Source organism: Pantoea sp. B550 (assembly GCF_024158165.1).
In the GTDB taxonomy this organism is placed as follows: Bacteria; Pseudomonadota; Gammaproteobacteria; order Enterobacterales; family Enterobacteriaceae; genus Pantoea; species Pantoea alfalfae.
This window is the reverse complement of sequence record NZ_JAMYXI010000003.1, coordinates 1,994,620-2,009,682: the sequence shown is the minus strand read 5'-3', so window position 1 is coordinate 2,009,682 and position 15,063 is coordinate 1,994,620. Positions and strand designations below refer to the sequence as shown.

The 15,063-nt window shown below is 55.6% G+C and carries 15 protein-coding genes; 8 read left to right on the top strand and 7 right to left on the bottom strand.

All coding sequences use genetic code 11. The annotated features are described in order from the left end of the window. Window positions 1-35: 35 nt before the first annotated feature. The 4 genes from yidC to rpmH are packed head-to-tail and all read right to left on the bottom strand — an operon-like array spanning window position 36 to window position 2,420. Complete coding sequence (gene yidC, locus NIM72_RS12490; RefSeq protein ID WP_013359606.1) at window positions 36-1,682, bottom strand: membrane protein insertase YidC; 1,647 nt, start codon at window positions 1,680-1,682, stop codon at window positions 36-38. 2 nt (window positions 1,683-1,684) lie between these two features. Beyond that, window positions 1,685-1,942, bottom strand: coding sequence for a membrane protein insertion efficiency factor YidD (gene yidD / locus NIM72_RS12485; RefSeq protein ID WP_008926397.1), 258 nt, complete (start codon window positions 1,940-1,942; stop codon window positions 1,685-1,687). Continuing rightward, window positions 1,906-2,265 carry a ribonuclease P protein component gene (gene rnpA, locus NIM72_RS12480; protein WP_008926396.1) on the bottom strand — a complete coding sequence of 120 codons (360 nt, stop codon included), beginning with the start codon at window positions 2,263-2,265 and terminating at the stop codon, window positions 1,906-1,908. The genes yidD and rnpA overlap by 37 nt, the downstream gene beginning before the upstream one ends. Window positions 2,266-2,279: 14 nt before the next feature. Then, window positions 2,280-2,420 carry a 50S ribosomal protein L34 gene (rpmH, locus tag NIM72_RS12475; RefSeq protein ID WP_003849659.1) on the bottom strand — a complete coding sequence of 47 codons (141 nt, stop codon included), beginning with the start codon at window positions 2,418-2,420 and terminating at the stop codon, window positions 2,280-2,282. A 597-nt stretch (window positions 2,421-3,017) separates the two neighbouring features. Here rpmH and dnaA point away from each other — a divergent pair. The 7 genes from dnaA to NIM72_RS12440 all read left to right on the top strand — a co-directional run bounded on the left by dnaA (window position 3,018) and on the right by NIM72_RS12440 (window position 12,220). Further along, window positions 3,018-4,433, top strand: coding sequence for a chromosomal replication initiator protein DnaA (gene dnaA / locus NIM72_RS12470; RefSeq protein WP_161733220.1), 1,416 nt, complete (start codon window positions 3,018-3,020; stop codon window positions 4,431-4,433). Window positions 4,434-4,437: 4 nt separating this feature from the next. Continuing rightward, window positions 4,438-5,538, top strand: a complete 1,101-nt coding sequence (gene dnaN / locus NIM72_RS12465; protein ID WP_161733222.1) for a DNA polymerase III subunit beta — start codon at window positions 4,438-4,440, stop codon at window positions 5,536-5,538. Between the two features lie 207 nt (window positions 5,539-5,745). Continuing rightward, on the top strand, window positions 5,746-6,831 hold the full coding sequence (recF, locus tag NIM72_RS12460) for a DNA replication/repair protein RecF (protein ID WP_161733224.1): 1,086 nt from the start codon (window positions 5,746-5,748) through the stop codon (window positions 6,829-6,831). An 18-nt stretch (window positions 6,832-6,849) separates the two neighbouring features. Further along, window positions 6,850-9,258 carry a DNA topoisomerase (ATP-hydrolyzing) subunit B gene (gene gyrB / locus NIM72_RS12455; RefSeq protein ID WP_161733226.1) on the top strand — a complete coding sequence of 803 codons (2,409 nt, stop codon included), beginning with the start codon at window positions 6,850-6,852 and terminating at the stop codon, window positions 9,256-9,258. A gap of 191 nt (window positions 9,259-9,449) precedes the next feature. Then, the gene (locus tag NIM72_RS12450) at window positions 9,450-9,929 is read left to right on the top strand and encodes a YhcH/YjgK/YiaL family protein (protein WP_161733228.1); all 480 of its coding nucleotides are present in this window, start codon (window positions 9,450-9,452) and stop codon (window positions 9,927-9,929) included. Between the two features lie 99 nt (window positions 9,930-10,028). Then, window positions 10,029-10,838: a sugar-phosphatase gene (gene yidA, locus NIM72_RS12445; protein WP_253420606.1), complete on the top strand. Its 810-nt coding sequence runs from the start codon at window positions 10,029-10,031 to the stop codon at window positions 10,836-10,838. Between the two features lie 116 nt (window positions 10,839-10,954). After that, the gene (locus NIM72_RS12440) at window positions 10,955-12,220 is read left to right on the top strand and encodes a DUF3748 domain-containing protein (protein WP_161733232.1); all 1,266 of its coding nucleotides are present in this window, start codon (window positions 10,955-10,957) and stop codon (window positions 12,218-12,220) included. On the opposite strand, the gene NIM72_RS12435 is transcribed toward NIM72_RS12440, so the two are convergent. Next, window positions 12,189-12,563 (bottom strand): YceK/YidQ family lipoprotein, encoded by a 375-nt coding sequence (locus NIM72_RS12435; RefSeq protein WP_285088450.1) that lies wholly within the window; start codon window positions 12,561-12,563, stop codon window positions 12,189-12,191. The two genes, NIM72_RS12440 and NIM72_RS12435, sit on opposite strands and share 32 nt — an antisense overlap. A gap of 290 nt (window positions 12,564-12,853) precedes the next feature. On the opposite strand from NIM72_RS12435, the gene ibpA reads away from it, so the two are divergent. Further along, window positions 12,854-13,270: a small heat shock chaperone IbpA gene (gene ibpA / locus NIM72_RS12430; RefSeq protein WP_010258920.1), complete on the top strand. Its 417-nt coding sequence runs from the start codon at window positions 12,854-12,856 to the stop codon at window positions 13,268-13,270. 345 nt (window positions 13,271-13,615) lie between these two features. On the opposite strand, the gene NIM72_RS12425 is transcribed toward ibpA, so the two are convergent. Both NIM72_RS12425 and NIM72_RS12420 read right to left on the bottom strand, forming a co-directional pair. Beyond that, entirely contained in the window at window positions 13,616-14,527 is a 912-nt protein-coding gene (locus NIM72_RS12425; RefSeq protein ID WP_161733236.1) for an EamA family transporter, read from the bottom strand. Between the two features lie 21 nt (window positions 14,528-14,548). Further along, a complete protein-coding gene (locus NIM72_RS12420; protein WP_253420600.1) occupies window positions 14,549-15,049 on the bottom strand; it encodes a YbaK/EbsC family protein in 501 nt (166 codons plus the stop codon). Between the last annotated feature and the right edge of the window lie 14 nt (window positions 15,050-15,063).

The window sequence follows — 15,063 nt, the reverse complement described above, 5'->3', positions numbered from 1 at the left end:
TATTTTAGGGCGGGATGGCTCCCGCGCTGGATCGCTTACGCTTTCTTCTTGTCGCGGCTATGCAGACCACGTTTTTCCAGGCCGCGATAAATCAGCTGCTGCTGGAGAATGGTAACCAGGTTGCTGACGATGTAGTACAGCACCAGACCTGACGGGAACCACAGGAAGAACACGGTGAAGATCACCGGCATGTAAGTCATGATCTTCTGCTGCATCGGATCGGTCACGGTGGTCGGTGACATCTTCTGAATGAAGAACATGGTGATGCCCATCAGAATCGGCAGAATGTAGTACGGGTCCTGCGCTGACAGGTCATGGATCCACAGAATGAATGGCGCATGACGCAGTTCAACCGAGCCTGACAGCATATAGTAGAGCGCCAGGAAGATTGGCATCTGAATCACCAGCGGCAGACAGCCACCCAGCGGATTCACTTTCTCTGCTTTATACAGCGCCATCATCTCCTGGCTCTGCTTCTGCTTGTCATCACCCAGACGCTCACGCATTGCCTGAATCTTCGGCTGCAGCATACGCATCTTAGCCATCGAGGTGTACTGCGCTTTAGTCAGCGGGTACATGATGCCGCGCACGATGAAGGTGATCACGATAATGGAGAAGCCCCAGTTACCGATGAAGCTGTGAATAAATTTCAGCAGCTTGAACAGCGGCTGAGAGATAAACCACAACCAGCCGTAATCCACGGTCAGATCAAGGTGCGGCGCAATCGCGGCCATCTTGTCCTGAATTTCCGGGCCGACCCACAGCGTTGCACCCAGATTCTGCTGTGCGCCCGCGGCGATGGTGACCGGTGCAGATTTATAGCCAATCGCTGCCACGCCGTTACCCAGGTTGCTGGTGTAAAGGGTGTTGGTGCCTTCAGTACGCGGAACCCATGCAGTGGCAAAGTACTGCTGCAGCATCGCAACCCAGCCATTACTGGTCGTCGCGTTCAGGTTCTCGTTATCCGCGATGGTGTCGAATTTATACTTCTCATATTTCGACTCGCTGGTGGAGTAGGCCGCGCCACGGAAGGTGTGCAGAGCAAAGTTGTTGCTGCCGGTATCACGATGCTTAGGCAGATCAATTGTCTGCTTCAGCTGGCCAAACAGCGATACTTCCAGCGGCTGCTGGGTAGTGTTGTTGACATGATAATCGACATTAACGGCATATTCGCCACGCTTGAAGATGAAGGTTTTGGTGTAAACCACGCCATTTTCAGCGGTATAGGTCATCGGCACACGCAGTTCGGACTGGCCATCAGCCATCTCGAAGTGATCCTGCGCGGTGGTGAACAGCGGACGCGCGCCGTTGTTCGGGTTATCCGGGCCATTACGACCGGTTAAACCACTCTGAGCCTGATAAAGGAACGCTGGCGTTGTTTCAAGCAGCTGGAACGGCTGGTCTGAACCCAGTTTGTCCGGGAAAGTCAGCAGCTGTGCCTGTTCAACATCACCGCCTCGGGTGTTGATATTCAATGACAGGACATCAGTCTTAACGGTGATCGTCTGGCCCTGACCGCTGGCCGGTACACCCTGACTGGCGGTATCACCCGCTACGCTGTTGGTGCCCTGTGTGGTCTGCGTCTGCTGTGGCTGCGGAGCGTGGTCCGTCTGCCAGGCTTGCCAGATCATAAAGGTCACGAACAGAAAAGCGATGAGAAAGAGATTGCGTTGCGAATCCATCGTTAATGTTCTCTGGTATCAAAGGTTTTTGGCGGCACAGGATCGTCACCACCCGGGTTCAAAGGGTGGCATTTTAATACGCGTTTTAATGTCAACCAACTGCCTTTTATCAGGCCAAACCTGCGTAACGCCTCAATTCCGTAATGAGAGCAGGTCGGGTGAAACCGACAGTGTGGTCCCAGTAATGGACTGATACCGCGTTGATAGACGCGTATCAGGACGATCAGGAGCCGCGCGCCAGGCGACAGTGACGACGCCATAATTTCTCCAACGCTTCCGCCAGCATACGGTTATCCAGATCGGCAACCCCCTTCTTCGCAACCACCACGAAGTCCATCGACGGCAGTTCATGTTGACGCAGACGAAAGCTTTCGCGGGTCAATCGCTTGATCCGGTTGCGTTCATGAGCGCGTTTCACATGTTTTTTAGCGACGGTGAGACCGATGCGGGGATGCCCCAGCGCGTTAAGGCGGCCGAGAATAGTGATTTGCGGCGTGCCAGCCCGTTGTGGCTGCTGGAAGACGAAAGTGAAATGAGTGGGAGTTAACAAACGTAACTCCCTGGGAAATGCGAGCTTACCCATCAGGGCTTGCTTTATTACTTAGAAACGGTCAGACGAGAACGGCCTTTAGCACGACGACGTGCCAGAACCTGACGACCATTTTTTGTTGCCATACGAGCACGGAAACCGTGTGAACGGTTGCGCTTCAGTACGGACGGTTGAAAAGTGCGTTTCATGGCGGTTTCTACCTAAACTTGAAAATTTTCACTGGGTGACGCGTTTCGGGCCAGTAAATCGACCTACGCCTCAATGTGTCTTTAATAAAGAGGCGGGATTGTAATAATTGTACAGTCCCGAGTCAATTTACTTCGCGTGCAACGGTACCTGAAAACCCGCTTACAGCCCGCTGAGTCCCGACTTTGCGCCTGATGGCTCAATCTCGGGTGGAGAATTATACGGGCTCCGCACTAAAGCGCAAGGATCGCGCGGGATCTTATTGCGATCGGCCTGGCGGATCCTGGGGATAAAATGAGATGTCGCCCGAAAATTTAGCGCATTCCACCAGATCCCTGCTGGTTTTTCCCGCAACTGGCGTAAACTTCTTTGCGCGTCTCAGGCCTGTGGATAAAAAGGATCAAAACTGTGTAGAAAGGGAAGATCTCTGCCTCGCTTTGCGCTATGATCCGCCCTTCCGCTGACGATCCTCCAATGATTGCAGGACGGGAAACCGCTGATAGCGGTCGCAGGCGCTTTCTTAGCGTCTGTGTCAAAAATGAACGTTTCTTAGAGTAACGCCTACTATTCTTATCGAATTTGTACGAGTGGAGTCCGCCGTGTCACTTACGCTTTGGCAACAGTGTCTTGCCCGTTTGCAGGATGAGCTTCCTGCCACCGAATTCAGCATGTGGATCCGTCCACTGCAGGCTGAGTTAAACGACAATACGCTTGCCTTGTATGCTCCAAATCGCTTCGTACTCGACTGGGTCCGGGACAAATACCTCAATAGTATCAATGCACTGCTGAATGAATTCTGTGGCCCGAACGTGCCTGCACTACGTTTTGAAGTGGGGACGCGCCCGGTTCAGCAGCAGGCGGCCGCGGTCAGCCAGCCGGTAATGGCCAGCGTCAGCGCGCCCGTCATGCCCGTGCAGAGTCATATCCGTCCGGCCCCGACGCAGATTCTGCGTCCCAGCTGGGATAATGTCCCGGCACCGGCCGACGTCACCTATCGCTCGAATGTGAATAACCGTCATAACTTCGATAACTTCGTCGAGGGTAAGTCCAACCAGCTGGCGCGCGCGGCGGCACGTCAGGTGGCGGATAATCCAGGCGGCGCTTATAACCCGCTGTTTCTGTATGGCGGTACGGGTCTCGGTAAAACGCACCTGTTGCACGCGGTAGGCAACGGCATCATTGCCCGTAAACCCAATGCAAAAGTGGTTTACATGCACTCCGAGCGCTTTGTGCAGGATATGGTTAAAGCGCTGCAGAACAATGCCATTGAAGAGTTCAAACGCTACTACCGTTCTGTCGATGCGCTGCTGATCGATGACATTCAGTTCTTTGCGAATAAAGAGCGATCGCAGGAAGAGTTCTTCCACACCTTTAATGCCTTATTAGAGGGCAACCAGCAGATCATCCTGACCTCGGATCGCTATCCAAAAGAGATCAACGGGGTGGAAGATCGTCTTAAATCACGTTTCGGCTGGGGTTTAACGGTGGCGATCGAGCCGCCTGAGCTGGAAACGCGCGTGGCGATCCTGATGAAAAAAGCGGATGAAAATGACATCCGTCTGCCAGGTGAAGTCGCCTTCTTTATTGCCAAGCGTTTACGCTCTAACGTGCGTGAGCTGGAAGGCGCGCTGAATCGCGTTATCGCCAACGCCAACTTTACCGGCCGGGCAATCACGATCGACTTCGTGCGCGAAGCGCTGCGCGATCTGCTGGCGCTACAGGAAAAGCTGGTCACCATCGATAATATTCAGAAGACCGTGGCTGAGTACTACAAGATTAAGGTGGCGGATCTGCTTTCCAAGCGCCGTTCGCGCTCGGTAGCGCGTCCGCGCCAGATGGCGATGGCGATGGCAAAAGAGTTGACGAACCACAGCTTGCCAGAAATTGGCGATGCTTTTGGGGGTCGCGACCACACAACGGTGCTTCATGCCTGCCGCAAGATCGAGCAGCTGCGTGAAGAGAGCCACGATATCAAAGAAGATTTCTCTAATCTCATCAGAACATTATCTTCCTGACGCTATGAAATTTATTGTTGAACGTGAGCAGCTGCTGAAGCCGCTGCAGCAAGTAAGTGGCCCCCTGGGCGGTCGTCCGACACTGCCGATCCTTGGAAACCTGCTGCTGCAGGTAACGGAAGGGTCGCTGTTACTGACCGGTACCGATCTGGAAATGGAGATGGTCGCGCGTGTGGCGCTGACGCAGGCGCATGAGCCTGGCTCCACCACCGTGCCAGCGCGCAAATTCCTCGATATCTGTCGCGGATTGCCCGATGGCGCAGAAATTACGCTGGCGCTGGAAGGCGATCGCATGCTGGTTCGCTCTGGCCGCAGCCGTTTTTCGCTGTCGACCCTGCCCGCTAGTGACTTCCCGAACCTGGACGACTGGCAGAGTGAAGTTGAATTCACCCTGCCGCAGGCGACCCTGAAACGGCTGATCGAAGCGACCCAGTTCTCGATGGCGCATCAGGATGTGCGTTACTACCTCAACGGCATGATGTTTGAAACCGAAGGCGAAGAGCTGCGCACCGTGGCCACTGACGGTCACCGTCTGGCCGTCTGCTCCATGCCGGTTGGTCAGGCGCTGCCGAGTCATTCGGTGATTGTGCCGCGTAAAGGCGTGATTGAACTGCTGCGTCTGCTGGATGGCGGCGAGAACCCGCTGCAGGTACAGATTGGCGGCAGCAACATCCGCGCACATGTCGGTGACTACATCTTCACGTCTAAGCTGGTTGATGGCCGTTTCCCTGACTATCGCCGCGTATTGCCAAAGAATCCTGATAAAGCGCTGGAAGCGGGCTGCGATCTGCTCAAACAGGCGTTTGCCCGTGCAGCCATCCTCTCGAATGAGAAGTTCCGCGGCGTTCGCCTTTATATCACCGAAAATCAGCTGAAGATCACCGCTAATAATCCTGAACAGGAAGAAGCAGAAGAGATGCTGGATGTCAGCTACAACGGCACCGAGCTGGAGATTGGCTTCAACGTCAGTTACGTGCTGGATGTGCTGAACGCGCTGAAGTGCGAAAACGTCCGCCTGCTGCTGACGGATTCGGTGTCGAGCGTGCAGATTGAAGATGTAGCGAGTCCGGCAGCGGCCTACGTCGTGATGCCCATGCGTCTATAGTCTGTGCCGGGCTAACTTACTCGCCATTTTGCGCCCGGGCAGTGCTCGTCCCTGGTCACATACTTCAGTATGCTCCCAGGGCCTGTGCGCTGGCCGTGCGCAAACTTGCTTCGCCGTCGACGCCCTGGATTGTTAAAGGTAAGACCTGAATTTTTACAAGGCAAAACCATTTCATCCCGATCATTGCCCTTCACGCTGGACTGATTCATGGCTTTAACCCGCCTTCTTATCAAAGATTTTCGTAATATTGAGCAGGCTGACCTGCAGCTGGCACCCGGCTTTAATTTCCTGGTCGGTGTCAACGGCAGCGGGAAAACCAGCGTTTTAGAGGCGATCCATACGCTGGGGCATGGCCGTTCGTTTCGCAGTCTGCAGGCGGGCCGCGTGATCCGTCACGACGAGGCGGCGTTTGTGCTGCACGGGCGGCTGGAAAGCAAAGAGCGGGAAATCTCCGTCGGGCTGACCAAAAACCGGGCTGGTGACAGCAAAGTGCGCATTGACGGCAGCGATGGTCACAAGGTCGCGGAGCTGGCACAGCTGCTGCCGATGCAGTTAATTACGCCGGAAGGCTTTAGTTTATTGAATGGCGGCCCCAAATACCGCAGGGCCTATGTCGACTGGGGCTGTTTCCATAATACGCCCGGCTTCTTTATCGCCTGGAACAACATGCGCCGCCTGCTTAAGCAGCGAAACGCGGCGCTGCGCCAGGTTTCACGTTACAGCCAGATTCGTCCCTGGGATCAGGAACTGGTCCCGCTGGCGGAACAGATCAGCCAGTGGCGGGCGGAATACAGTGCGGCGATTTCAGCGGAGATCACCGCCACCTGCGCCCAGTTTCTGCCGGAGTTTGAGCTGCGCTTCTCCTTCCAGCGTGGCTGGGACAAAGAGAGCGACTACGCCGAACTGCTGGAACGTAATTTTGAGCGCGATCGCGCACTGACCTATACCGCCAGCGGTCCCCATAAAGCCGATTTTCGTATTCGCGCTGAAGGAACGCCGGTCGAAGATTTACTCTCACGCGGGCAGTTAAAACTGCTGATGTGTGCATTGCGTCTGGCACAGGGCGAGTTCCTGACAAGCCAGAGCGGACGCCGCTGTATTTACCTCATTGATGACTTTGCTTCTGAGCTGGATGAGAGTCGCCGACGCCTGCTGGCGGACCGGTTAAAAGCCACTCAGGCTCAGGTCTTTGTCAGCGCTATTTCTGCCGGACATGTAATCGACATGACCGACGAAAAGGGCAAGATGTTCCGCGTGGAACAGGGTAAAATAGCGGTTCAACCTGAAGATTAAAATGAGCGAGAAACGTTGATGTCGAATTCTTATGACTCCTCAAGTATTAAAGTCCTGAAAGGACTTGATGCGGTACGCAAACGCCCGGGCATGTATATCGGCGATACCGATGATGGTACCGGTCTGCATCACATGGTATTCGAGGTCGTGGATAACGCAATCGACGAAGCGCTCGCTGGTCACTGTAGTGACATCGTAGTCACTATCCATGCGGATAACTCCGTTTCGGTGCAGGATGATGGACGCGGCATTCCAACCGGTATTCATGAAGAAGAAGGCGTTTCCGCCGCTGAAGTGATCATGACCGTGCTGCATGCGGGCGGTAAGTTCGACGATAACTCCTATAAAGTCTCCGGCGGCCTGCACGGCGTGGGCGTCTCTGTCGTTAACGCCCTGTCGCAGAAGCTGGAGCTGACCATTCGTCGCGAAGGCAAAGTGCATCAGCAGATTTACGTCCATGGCGTACCTGAGGCACCGCTGGCAGTCACTGGTGATACCGATATCACCGGTACCCGCGTGCGTTTCTGGCCAAGCTATGAAACCTTTACCAACGTGCGCGATTTCGAGTATGACATTCTGGCAAAACGCCTGCGCGAACTGTCGTTCCTGAACTCGGGCGTGTCGATTCGTCTGGAAGACAAGCGTGATGGCAAAACCGATCACTTCCATTACGAAGGCGGCATCAAGGCGTTTGTTGAGTACCTCAACAAAAACAAAACCCCGATTCACCCTACCGTGTTCTATTTCTCTACCGAGAAAGATGGCATTGGCGTGGAAGTAGCACTGCAGTGGAACGACGGCTTCCAGGAAAATATTTACTGCTTTACCAACAACATTCCGCAGCGCGATGGCGGTACGCACCTTGCCGGTTTCCGCGCAGCGATGACGCGTACCCTGAATGCCTACATGGATAAAGAGGGTTACAGCAAGAAAGCCAAAGTCAGCGCCACCGGTGATGATGCGCGTGAAGGTCTGATCGCCGTGGTTTCGGTGAAAGTGCCGGATCCAAAATTCTCCTCACAGACCAAAGATAAGCTGGTCTCGTCAGAGGTGAAATCGGCGGTTGAGCAGCAGATGAACGAACTGCTGGCCGAGTACCTGCTGGAAAATCCATCAGACGCTAAAATCGTGGTCGGTAAAATTATCGACGCCGCGCGTGCCCGTGAAGCAGCACGCCGCGCCCGTGAAATGACCCGCCGTAAAGGCGCGCTGGATCTGGCGGGTCTGCCAGGCAAGCTGGCGGATTGCCAGGAGCGCGACCCGGCGCTCTCTGAAATCTACCTGGTGGAGGGTGACTCCGCAGGCGGCTCGGCCAAACAGGGCCGTAACCGTAAAAACCAGGCGATTCTGCCGCTGAAAGGTAAAATCCTGAACGTTGAGAAAGCGCGTTTCGACAAGATGCTCGCCTCGCAGGAAGTGGCCACGCTGATCACCGCACTGGGTTGCGGCATTGGTCGCGATGAATACAACCCGGACAAGCTGCGCTATCACAGCATCATCATCATGACCGATGCCGACGTCGATGGTTCACACATCCGTACCCTGCTGCTGACCTTCTTCTATCGTCAGATGCCTGAAATTATTGAGCGCGGCCACGTCTATATCGCCCAGCCGCCACTCTACAAAGTGAAGAAAGGCAAGCAGGAGCAGTACATCAAAGATGACGAGGCGATGGATCAATACCAGATCGCTATCGCCCTTGATGGTGCGACGCTGCACACCAATGCCAGCGCCCCGGCGCTGGGCGGTGAGCCGCTGGAGACGCTGGTCACTGATTTCAACAGCACCCAGAAGATGATCAAGCGTATGGAGCGCCGTTATCCGATGGCCATGCTGCGTGCGATGATTTATCACGACACGCTGAGCGACCTGAGCAATGAAGCGGAGGTTACAACCTGGCTGAACGGCCTGGTAAGCTATCTGACTGAACGCGAAGCGCATGGCAGCACCTATCTGGCACAGGTGCGTGAAAACCGCGAATCAAACCTGTTCGAGCCGGTACTGCGTGTCCGTACCCACGGTGTGGATACTGACTATCCGCTGGATGCTGATTTCATTCAGGGTCCTGAGTACCGCAAAATCTGCGCCCTGGGCGGCAAACTGCGTGGTCTGCTGGAAGAGGATGCTTACATCGAGCGTGGCGAGCGTCGTCAGCCAGTGGCAAGCTTCGAACAGGCGATTGAGTGGCTGATTAAAGAGTCGCGTCGCGGACTCTCGGTCCAGCGCTATAAAGGTCTGGGCGAGATGAACCCGGATCAGCTGTGGGAAACCACCATGGATCCAGACAGCCGTCGTATGCTGCGCGTCACCATTAAAGATGCGATTGGCGCTGATCAGTTGTTCACTACCCTGATGGGCGATGCGGTTGAACCGCGCCGCGCCTTCATTGAAGAAAATGCGCTGAAAGCCGCCAATATCGATATTTAATCGGCATCAGAGATGAAAGGCCATCACCCAGGTGATGGCCTTTTTTTGTGCCGTCCGAGCGGAAAACCCGCCAGGCGGTGCCTTCCTGCCTGCATGCTGCGACCCCGATCACGTTTTAACCCGGTCAGCTCCCTTACTCTTGCCTCTCTTTGCGCTATTCCGGCGCACTCATTTTTACAGGGAGTTACACCATGATTGTTTGCGATCGTCACGACTGGGACAGAGAACGTCACGCCTTTCATCCGGTCATCGATCAGGCGATAAGCTGGATTGCGGGAACCGATTTCAGCCAGCTGGACACCGGCAAATATGAGATCCTGCCTGACAACAAAATGTTCTGTCTGGTGCAGGAGATGATGACCGAACCCGCCAGCGCGCGTCGTGCAGAGTCCCACTTTAACTACATCGATATTCAGTATCTGCTGGCAGGCACCGAGAATATCGGCGTGGCACGCGCCCATGCCGACCAGAAAATTACCGAAGATTTTGCCGGGCAGCGCGACGTCGTGTTTTATCAGACGATTTTGAATGAGTCGGTGATTACGCTGCTGCCCGGCATGTTCGCGCTCTTTTTCCCGCACGATATTCATCGCCCCTGCTGCGCGCCTGGGGAGCCCGCAACAATCCGAAAAGCCGTGATTAAAATCCACCGTGATCTCTTTACCGCCTGAAGCTGGCGATCAGCCAGCCACTCCCGTCTGCCATGAAACTGGTCAATGTGCGCTGAATCGCGCTAGCATTGAATAAAACCCCGACGCTACGAGGACTCTATGGCTATTAAATTGATCGCTATCGACATGGATGGCACCCTGCTCAATCCGCAACATGAGATCACACCGGGGGTGAAATCCGCCCTGGATCGCGCCCGTCAGCAGGGCGTGTCGATTGTGCTGACCACCGGCCGACCGTTTGTGGGTATCCAGCGCTATCTGATGGAACTGGATATGCAGGCACCCGGCCAGTACGCGATTAGCAACAACGGTGCGCTGGTTCATCAGGCCGAAGATGGTGAGTGCGTGGCGGAAGTGACGCTGACCTTTGACGACTACCTCTACATTGAGAACCTGGCGCGTGAGCTTGGCGTCCATTTCCAGGCATTCGACAAATCTCATCTCTACACGCCGAACAAAGACATCAGCGAATACACCATCCATGAAGCGAGCCTGACCGGCATTCCGGTGCGCTATCGCGCTGTGGAGGAGATGGATCGTGCCATGCGCTTCCCGAAACTGATGATGATCGACCGGCCTGCACTGCTCGACGCGGCAATTGCCCGCCTGCCGGAACAGGCCCATCAGACTTACACCATCCTGAAGAGTGCGCCTTATTACCTCGAAATCCTCGATCGTCGGGTGAACAAAGGTCAGGGCGTCAGAATGCTGGCGGAGAAGCTCGGCCTGAAGCAGGAAGAAGTGATGGCGATTGGCGACCAGGAGAATGACCTGGCGATGATTGAATACGCTGGTACGGGTGTCGCCATGGGTAATGCCATTGATTCTGTTAAAAAAATCGCGCAGTTCATTACTAAAACCAATATGGAAGATGGCGTCGCCCATGCCATTGAAGAGTTAGTGCTGTAACACCGCTGTTCTCTGCCGGGCCGCTGCGGCCCGGCACCCTTAATCCGGCAAAAAAGCGGTACCGCAAAACGGAATCGCGTACTTTGTCGGGCAACGCTTTCTCCCTGGGTTTCATCATGTCAGAAAAACAGATCACCTTTGCTGACCGTCAGCACCAGCTCACCAATATCAATGTCTGGACGGCCGACAGCCAGTGGCTGGCGTTTGACGTCCGGCCCTCGGGCGCGTCCTTTACCAGCCAGACCATTGAGCGGGTCAATGTGCTGACCGGTGACGTTGAGGTGCTCTATCAGGCCCGGGACGGAGCGCATGTCGGGGTCGTGACGGTCAGTCCCGATCTGCCCCCGCGCTACGTCTGCATTCATGGCCCGGAACATCCCGATGCCAGCTGGCAGTATGACTTCCACCACCGGCGCGGTGTGATTGTTGAGAACGGCGCGGCGGTGAATCTGGATGCCTGCGATATCACGCCGCCCTTTACCCCTGGCGCGCTGCGCGGCGGCTCGCATGTGCATGTCTTCAGCCCCGACGGTTCACGCCTCAGTTTTACCTATAATGACCACGTGATGCACGAGCGGGACAGCCGTCTCGATCTGCGCAATGTCGGTATCGCGGTGCCGCTGCGTGCTGTGAAGCCTGAAAAGCAGCATCCGCGTGAATATGACGGTACCTTTTTCTGCCTGCTGGTGAGCCAGACGCATGCGGAACCCGAGCCGGGCAGTGACCAGATCAATCGTGCTTATGAGGAGTGCTGGGTCGGTGAGCGTGGCTATCAGAAACCGGACGGCCGCTGGCAGCGCTGGGCCATCGCTTTTATTGGCGACACGCTGACGGCGCAGGGCGAGAAGTGTCCTGAAGTCTTCATTGTTGATCTGCCTGACGAACTGGAAGATTACGCTCGCGCCGGAGAGAGGCCGCTGGAGGGCACCAGCACACAGTTACCGGCGCCACCGGCTGGCGTGCAGCAGCGTCGCCTGACGCACAGTCGTGGCGTGGCGCTGCAACCGCGCCACTGGCTGCGTAGTGCGCCCGATGGCAGCCAGATTGCGTTTCTGATGGCGGATGCGGACGCGGTGATCCAGCTCTGGTCGGTCTCTCCCAACGGCGGCGAGCCACGTCAGCTCACCCGACTCAGCCATAGCATTCAGTCCGCCTTTAGCTGGCATCCTGACGGCCAGTCAATCGCCTTTATCTGCGATAACAGTGTGATGCGATGTGACGTTGAGAGCGGCGCATGTCAGCGTCTGACGCACAGAACAGAAGACGCGCCATCAGGTGACGCGGTGGTCTGGTCACCTGACGGGTCACAGATTGCTTTTATGCGTGAGGTGAATGGCTGGCGGCAGCTCTTTACAGTTGCGGTTGCGGCTGTGACCGCATAGGTGGCATAGGCTGTGCCTGCGCCAGGCTTTCGTTAGTATGCGCCAGCCTTTCGCTCTGCAGGATGCGTTCACGTGGGGAGTCGAGAGATTTGTCTTTATCGCTACGGTAGTAGTCCCACGGCAGCAGCAGCGTATCCAGCACGGCAGAGAAAGGAAGATCGATTAACGCGAGTGGCTTCAGCGCCCAGCTGGTATCACCATCAGTCAGCATGTCGGCGCTGGCACGGGTACCGGGATAATAGCCCTGACTCGCACCGGTATGAGACATCACACTGGAACAGCCTGTTGTTGCCATAGCGCAGCACACCATTCCAGCCAGAGGTAAGGTCTTCATCAATTTCATTATCTTCATCCCTTCAGCCATGGCATAAACCTGGCTGAGTTGGCTTGCCAGACAACGTCAACACTCTGGGGCGAAGTCCGTCTGCGTCTGGCAAAAGTAGTTCTGAGTGTATGTCATTTCCGCAATTTGGCGAAAAAAATTGCATATCGCCCTCTTGAAAATCGTTTTGTGACACCCATTTTTAGTTTACGGACGCACTCACCGTCGCCGCAAGGGACAGTGGGGTGCCGTATCCAGCCTGTCCAGTAGTGGAAGGTTGCCAAAACTTGCTGAATTTCAGGAGTCTTAATATGCGTAATTTTGATCTCACCCCACTTTATCGCTCTGCTATCGGTTTTGATCGCCTGTTTAACCTGCTCGAATCTAATCAGAATCAGAGCAATGGCGGCTATCCTCCTTATAACGTTGAACTGGTCGATGAAAATCACTATCGCATAACCATTGCGGTGGCCGGTTTTGCTCAGAGCGAACTGGATATCACGGCGCACGATAACGTGCTGATCGTGCGGGGTGCCCATCCTGAAGAGCAGACCGAGCGTAAATACCTCTATCAGGGTATCGCCGAGCGTAACTTTGAGCGTAAATTCCAGCTCGCCGACCACATTGTGGTGCGCGATGCCCGTCTCGAAAATGGTCTGCTGAGCATCGATCTTGAACGACTGGTGCCGGAAGAGGCGAAACCACGCCGTATTGAGATTCTGAAGTAACCATGAAAAACGCCGCATTAGCGGCGTTTTTCGTTTTTGATGTCAGTGGGTGCACAGGCTCAGAGAGCATACGCCTTTCGCAAAGACGCAAAAGCGCCATCCATGGCGGCTCAGCGCGGTCGATTACGCACCTCATCCCTAAGGTGCGCCCGTAAACGGGCCAACGCTTTGCGTTGTTCAAAAACGCTCCCGGCGTTTTTGTCCCTGGCCCGCGATGCTTTGCTACAGGCGTATGCTCCCATCGCCTGGAATTTATGAGCTGCCTGAAAAAAAGAGCAGCACCAGCGCTGTTTTGCGCCCTGAGCTATAACGCTTACAAAGGCCGCGTCAGCGAAGATTTTTAACTTACGGCTGCGTTCGCATCGCCAGACGCTGACCCAGTACGCCCCCAAACACATTCACCAGCAGTCCCAGAATAATCACCACCGCACCCAGCATCTGCTGACCAGAGAGGTGCTCATCCAGCACCAGCGCGGCGGTAATAATCCCCACCACCGGTACCAGCAGCGACAGCGGCGCGACGCGCCAGGTTTCATAGCGACTCAGTAAATTCCCCCAGATAGCGTAACCGACAATGGTGGCGACAAACGCCAGGTAGAACAGCGCCAGCATGGTCTGCAGGCCGATGTGCAGCAGGCTATTAACGATGGCGGCCTGCCCCTCAAACAGCAGCGAACAGGCAAAGAACGGAATGACCGGCACCAGCGCACTCCAGACGACCAGCGACATAATCGGCACACTGCGGTTCCGCATAATAATCTTATTGGTGATATTCCCCAGCCCCCATGACAGCGCCGCCGACAGCGTCAGCATCATGGTGGTCAGCGTAATCCCGGCGCTGGTCTGCCCTTCCATCCCCGCCGTCGCCAGCAAAAACATCCCCAGCGTGGCGATGATAATCCCGACGATATGATTCCAGCGCAGCTTCTCCGCCAGCAGCAGCGCACCCAGCAACAGGGTAAAGAACGCCTGCGCCTGCAGCACCAGCGACGCCAGACCGGCCGGCATGCCGAGCTTGATCGCCAGAAACAGAAACGCAAACTGACCAAAACTGATGGTCATACCGTAAACCACCAGCCAGCGTAGCGGGATCGGCGGGCGACGCACAAAGAAAATAGCGGGAAAGGCGACCAGGGCGAAACGCAGTCCGGCCAGCAAAAAAGGCGGCATGCCCTGCAACCCGAGCTTAATCACCACAAAATTCACGCCCCACGCCACCACTACGCACAGCGCTAACAGCATATCTTTTACCGACATCTGAAACTCCTTGAGCCGCCGTCAGGCGGTGATCGCAATCGGGGAAGCGATATCAGCACAACAGTCTTCACCCACGATGCGAAAATAATCGTCTGCAGCCAGCGCGATCGATTTATCCAGCTCACCCGCGTTAAACCATAATGTGCCGACCTGTTGCAGCCGGGTATCAACCCGCAGCGCCAGCCGGTCATCAAAACTAAACGGCGGCACTGCACCCATCACACAGTCGGTCAGTGCCTGCGCCAGGTCAGGCGCGGCGAACGAGGATTTTTTGCCGCCGATGGCGCGCGCCGCGCTTTTGAAATTGATGCGGCAGTCGCCCGGCACAATCGCCAGCAGCTGTCGCGAGGGCGCACCGTCCGGCATGCTCACCTCCAGCACCATCGCTTTGGCCGCCTGACCCAGCGCGTTGCCGCGGATCTGGCTGATCTGATCGGTCTGCCCTACCGCCTCATGCTCCACCACACGGTAGCTGGCCTGATGCTGATCCAGCAGCGCAGTAATTTTTTCAAACGTTGTCATTCCCTTCTCCTCTT

What these genes read in the sequence shown, in the direction of transcription:
- yidC (WP_013359606.1), bottom strand. Translation starts at nt 1,682, where the DNA reads ATGGATTCGCAACGCAATCTCTTTCTCATCGCTTTTCTGTTCGTGACC.
- yidD (WP_008926397.1), bottom strand. Translation starts at nt 1,942, where the DNA reads ATGGCGTCGTCACTGTCGCCTGGCGCGCGGCTCCTGATCGTCCTGATA.
- rnpA (WP_008926396.1), bottom strand. Translation starts at nt 2,265, where the DNA reads ATGGGTAAGCTCGCATTTCCCAGGGAGTTACGTTTGTTAACTCCCACT.
- rpmH (WP_003849659.1), bottom strand. Translation starts at nt 2,420, where the DNA reads ATGAAACGCACTTTTCAACCGTCCGTACTGAAGCGCAACCGTTCACAC.
- dnaN (WP_161733222.1), top strand. Translation starts at nt 4,438, where the DNA reads ATGAAATTTATTGTTGAACGTGAGCAGCTGCTGAAGCCGCTGCAGCAA.
- recF (WP_161733224.1), top strand. Translation starts at nt 5,746, where the DNA reads ATGGCTTTAACCCGCCTTCTTATCAAAGATTTTCGTAATATTGAGCAG.
- gyrB (WP_161733226.1), top strand. Translation starts at nt 6,850, where the DNA reads ATGTCGAATTCTTATGACTCCTCAAGTATTAAAGTCCTGAAAGGACTT.
- NIM72_RS12450 (WP_161733228.1), top strand. Translation starts at nt 9,450, where the DNA reads ATGATTGTTTGCGATCGTCACGACTGGGACAGAGAACGTCACGCCTTT.
- yidA (WP_253420606.1), top strand. Translation starts at nt 10,029, where the DNA reads ATGGCTATTAAATTGATCGCTATCGACATGGATGGCACCCTGCTCAAT.
- NIM72_RS12440 (WP_161733232.1), top strand. Translation starts at nt 10,955, where the DNA reads ATGTCAGAAAAACAGATCACCTTTGCTGACCGTCAGCACCAGCTCACC.
- NIM72_RS12435 (WP_285088450.1), bottom strand. Translation starts at nt 12,563, where the DNA reads ATGAAATTGATGAAGACCTTACCTCTGGCTGGAATGGTGTGCTGCGCT.
- ibpA (WP_010258920.1), top strand. Translation starts at nt 12,854, where the DNA reads ATGCGTAATTTTGATCTCACCCCACTTTATCGCTCTGCTATCGGTTTT.
- NIM72_RS12425 (WP_161733236.1), bottom strand. Translation starts at nt 14,527, where the DNA reads ATGTCGGTAAAAGATATGCTGTTAGCGCTGTGCGTAGTGGTGGCGTGG.
- NIM72_RS12420 (WP_253420600.1), bottom strand. Translation starts at nt 15,049, where the DNA reads ATGACAACGTTTGAAAAAATTACTGCGCTGCTGGATCAGCATCAGGCC.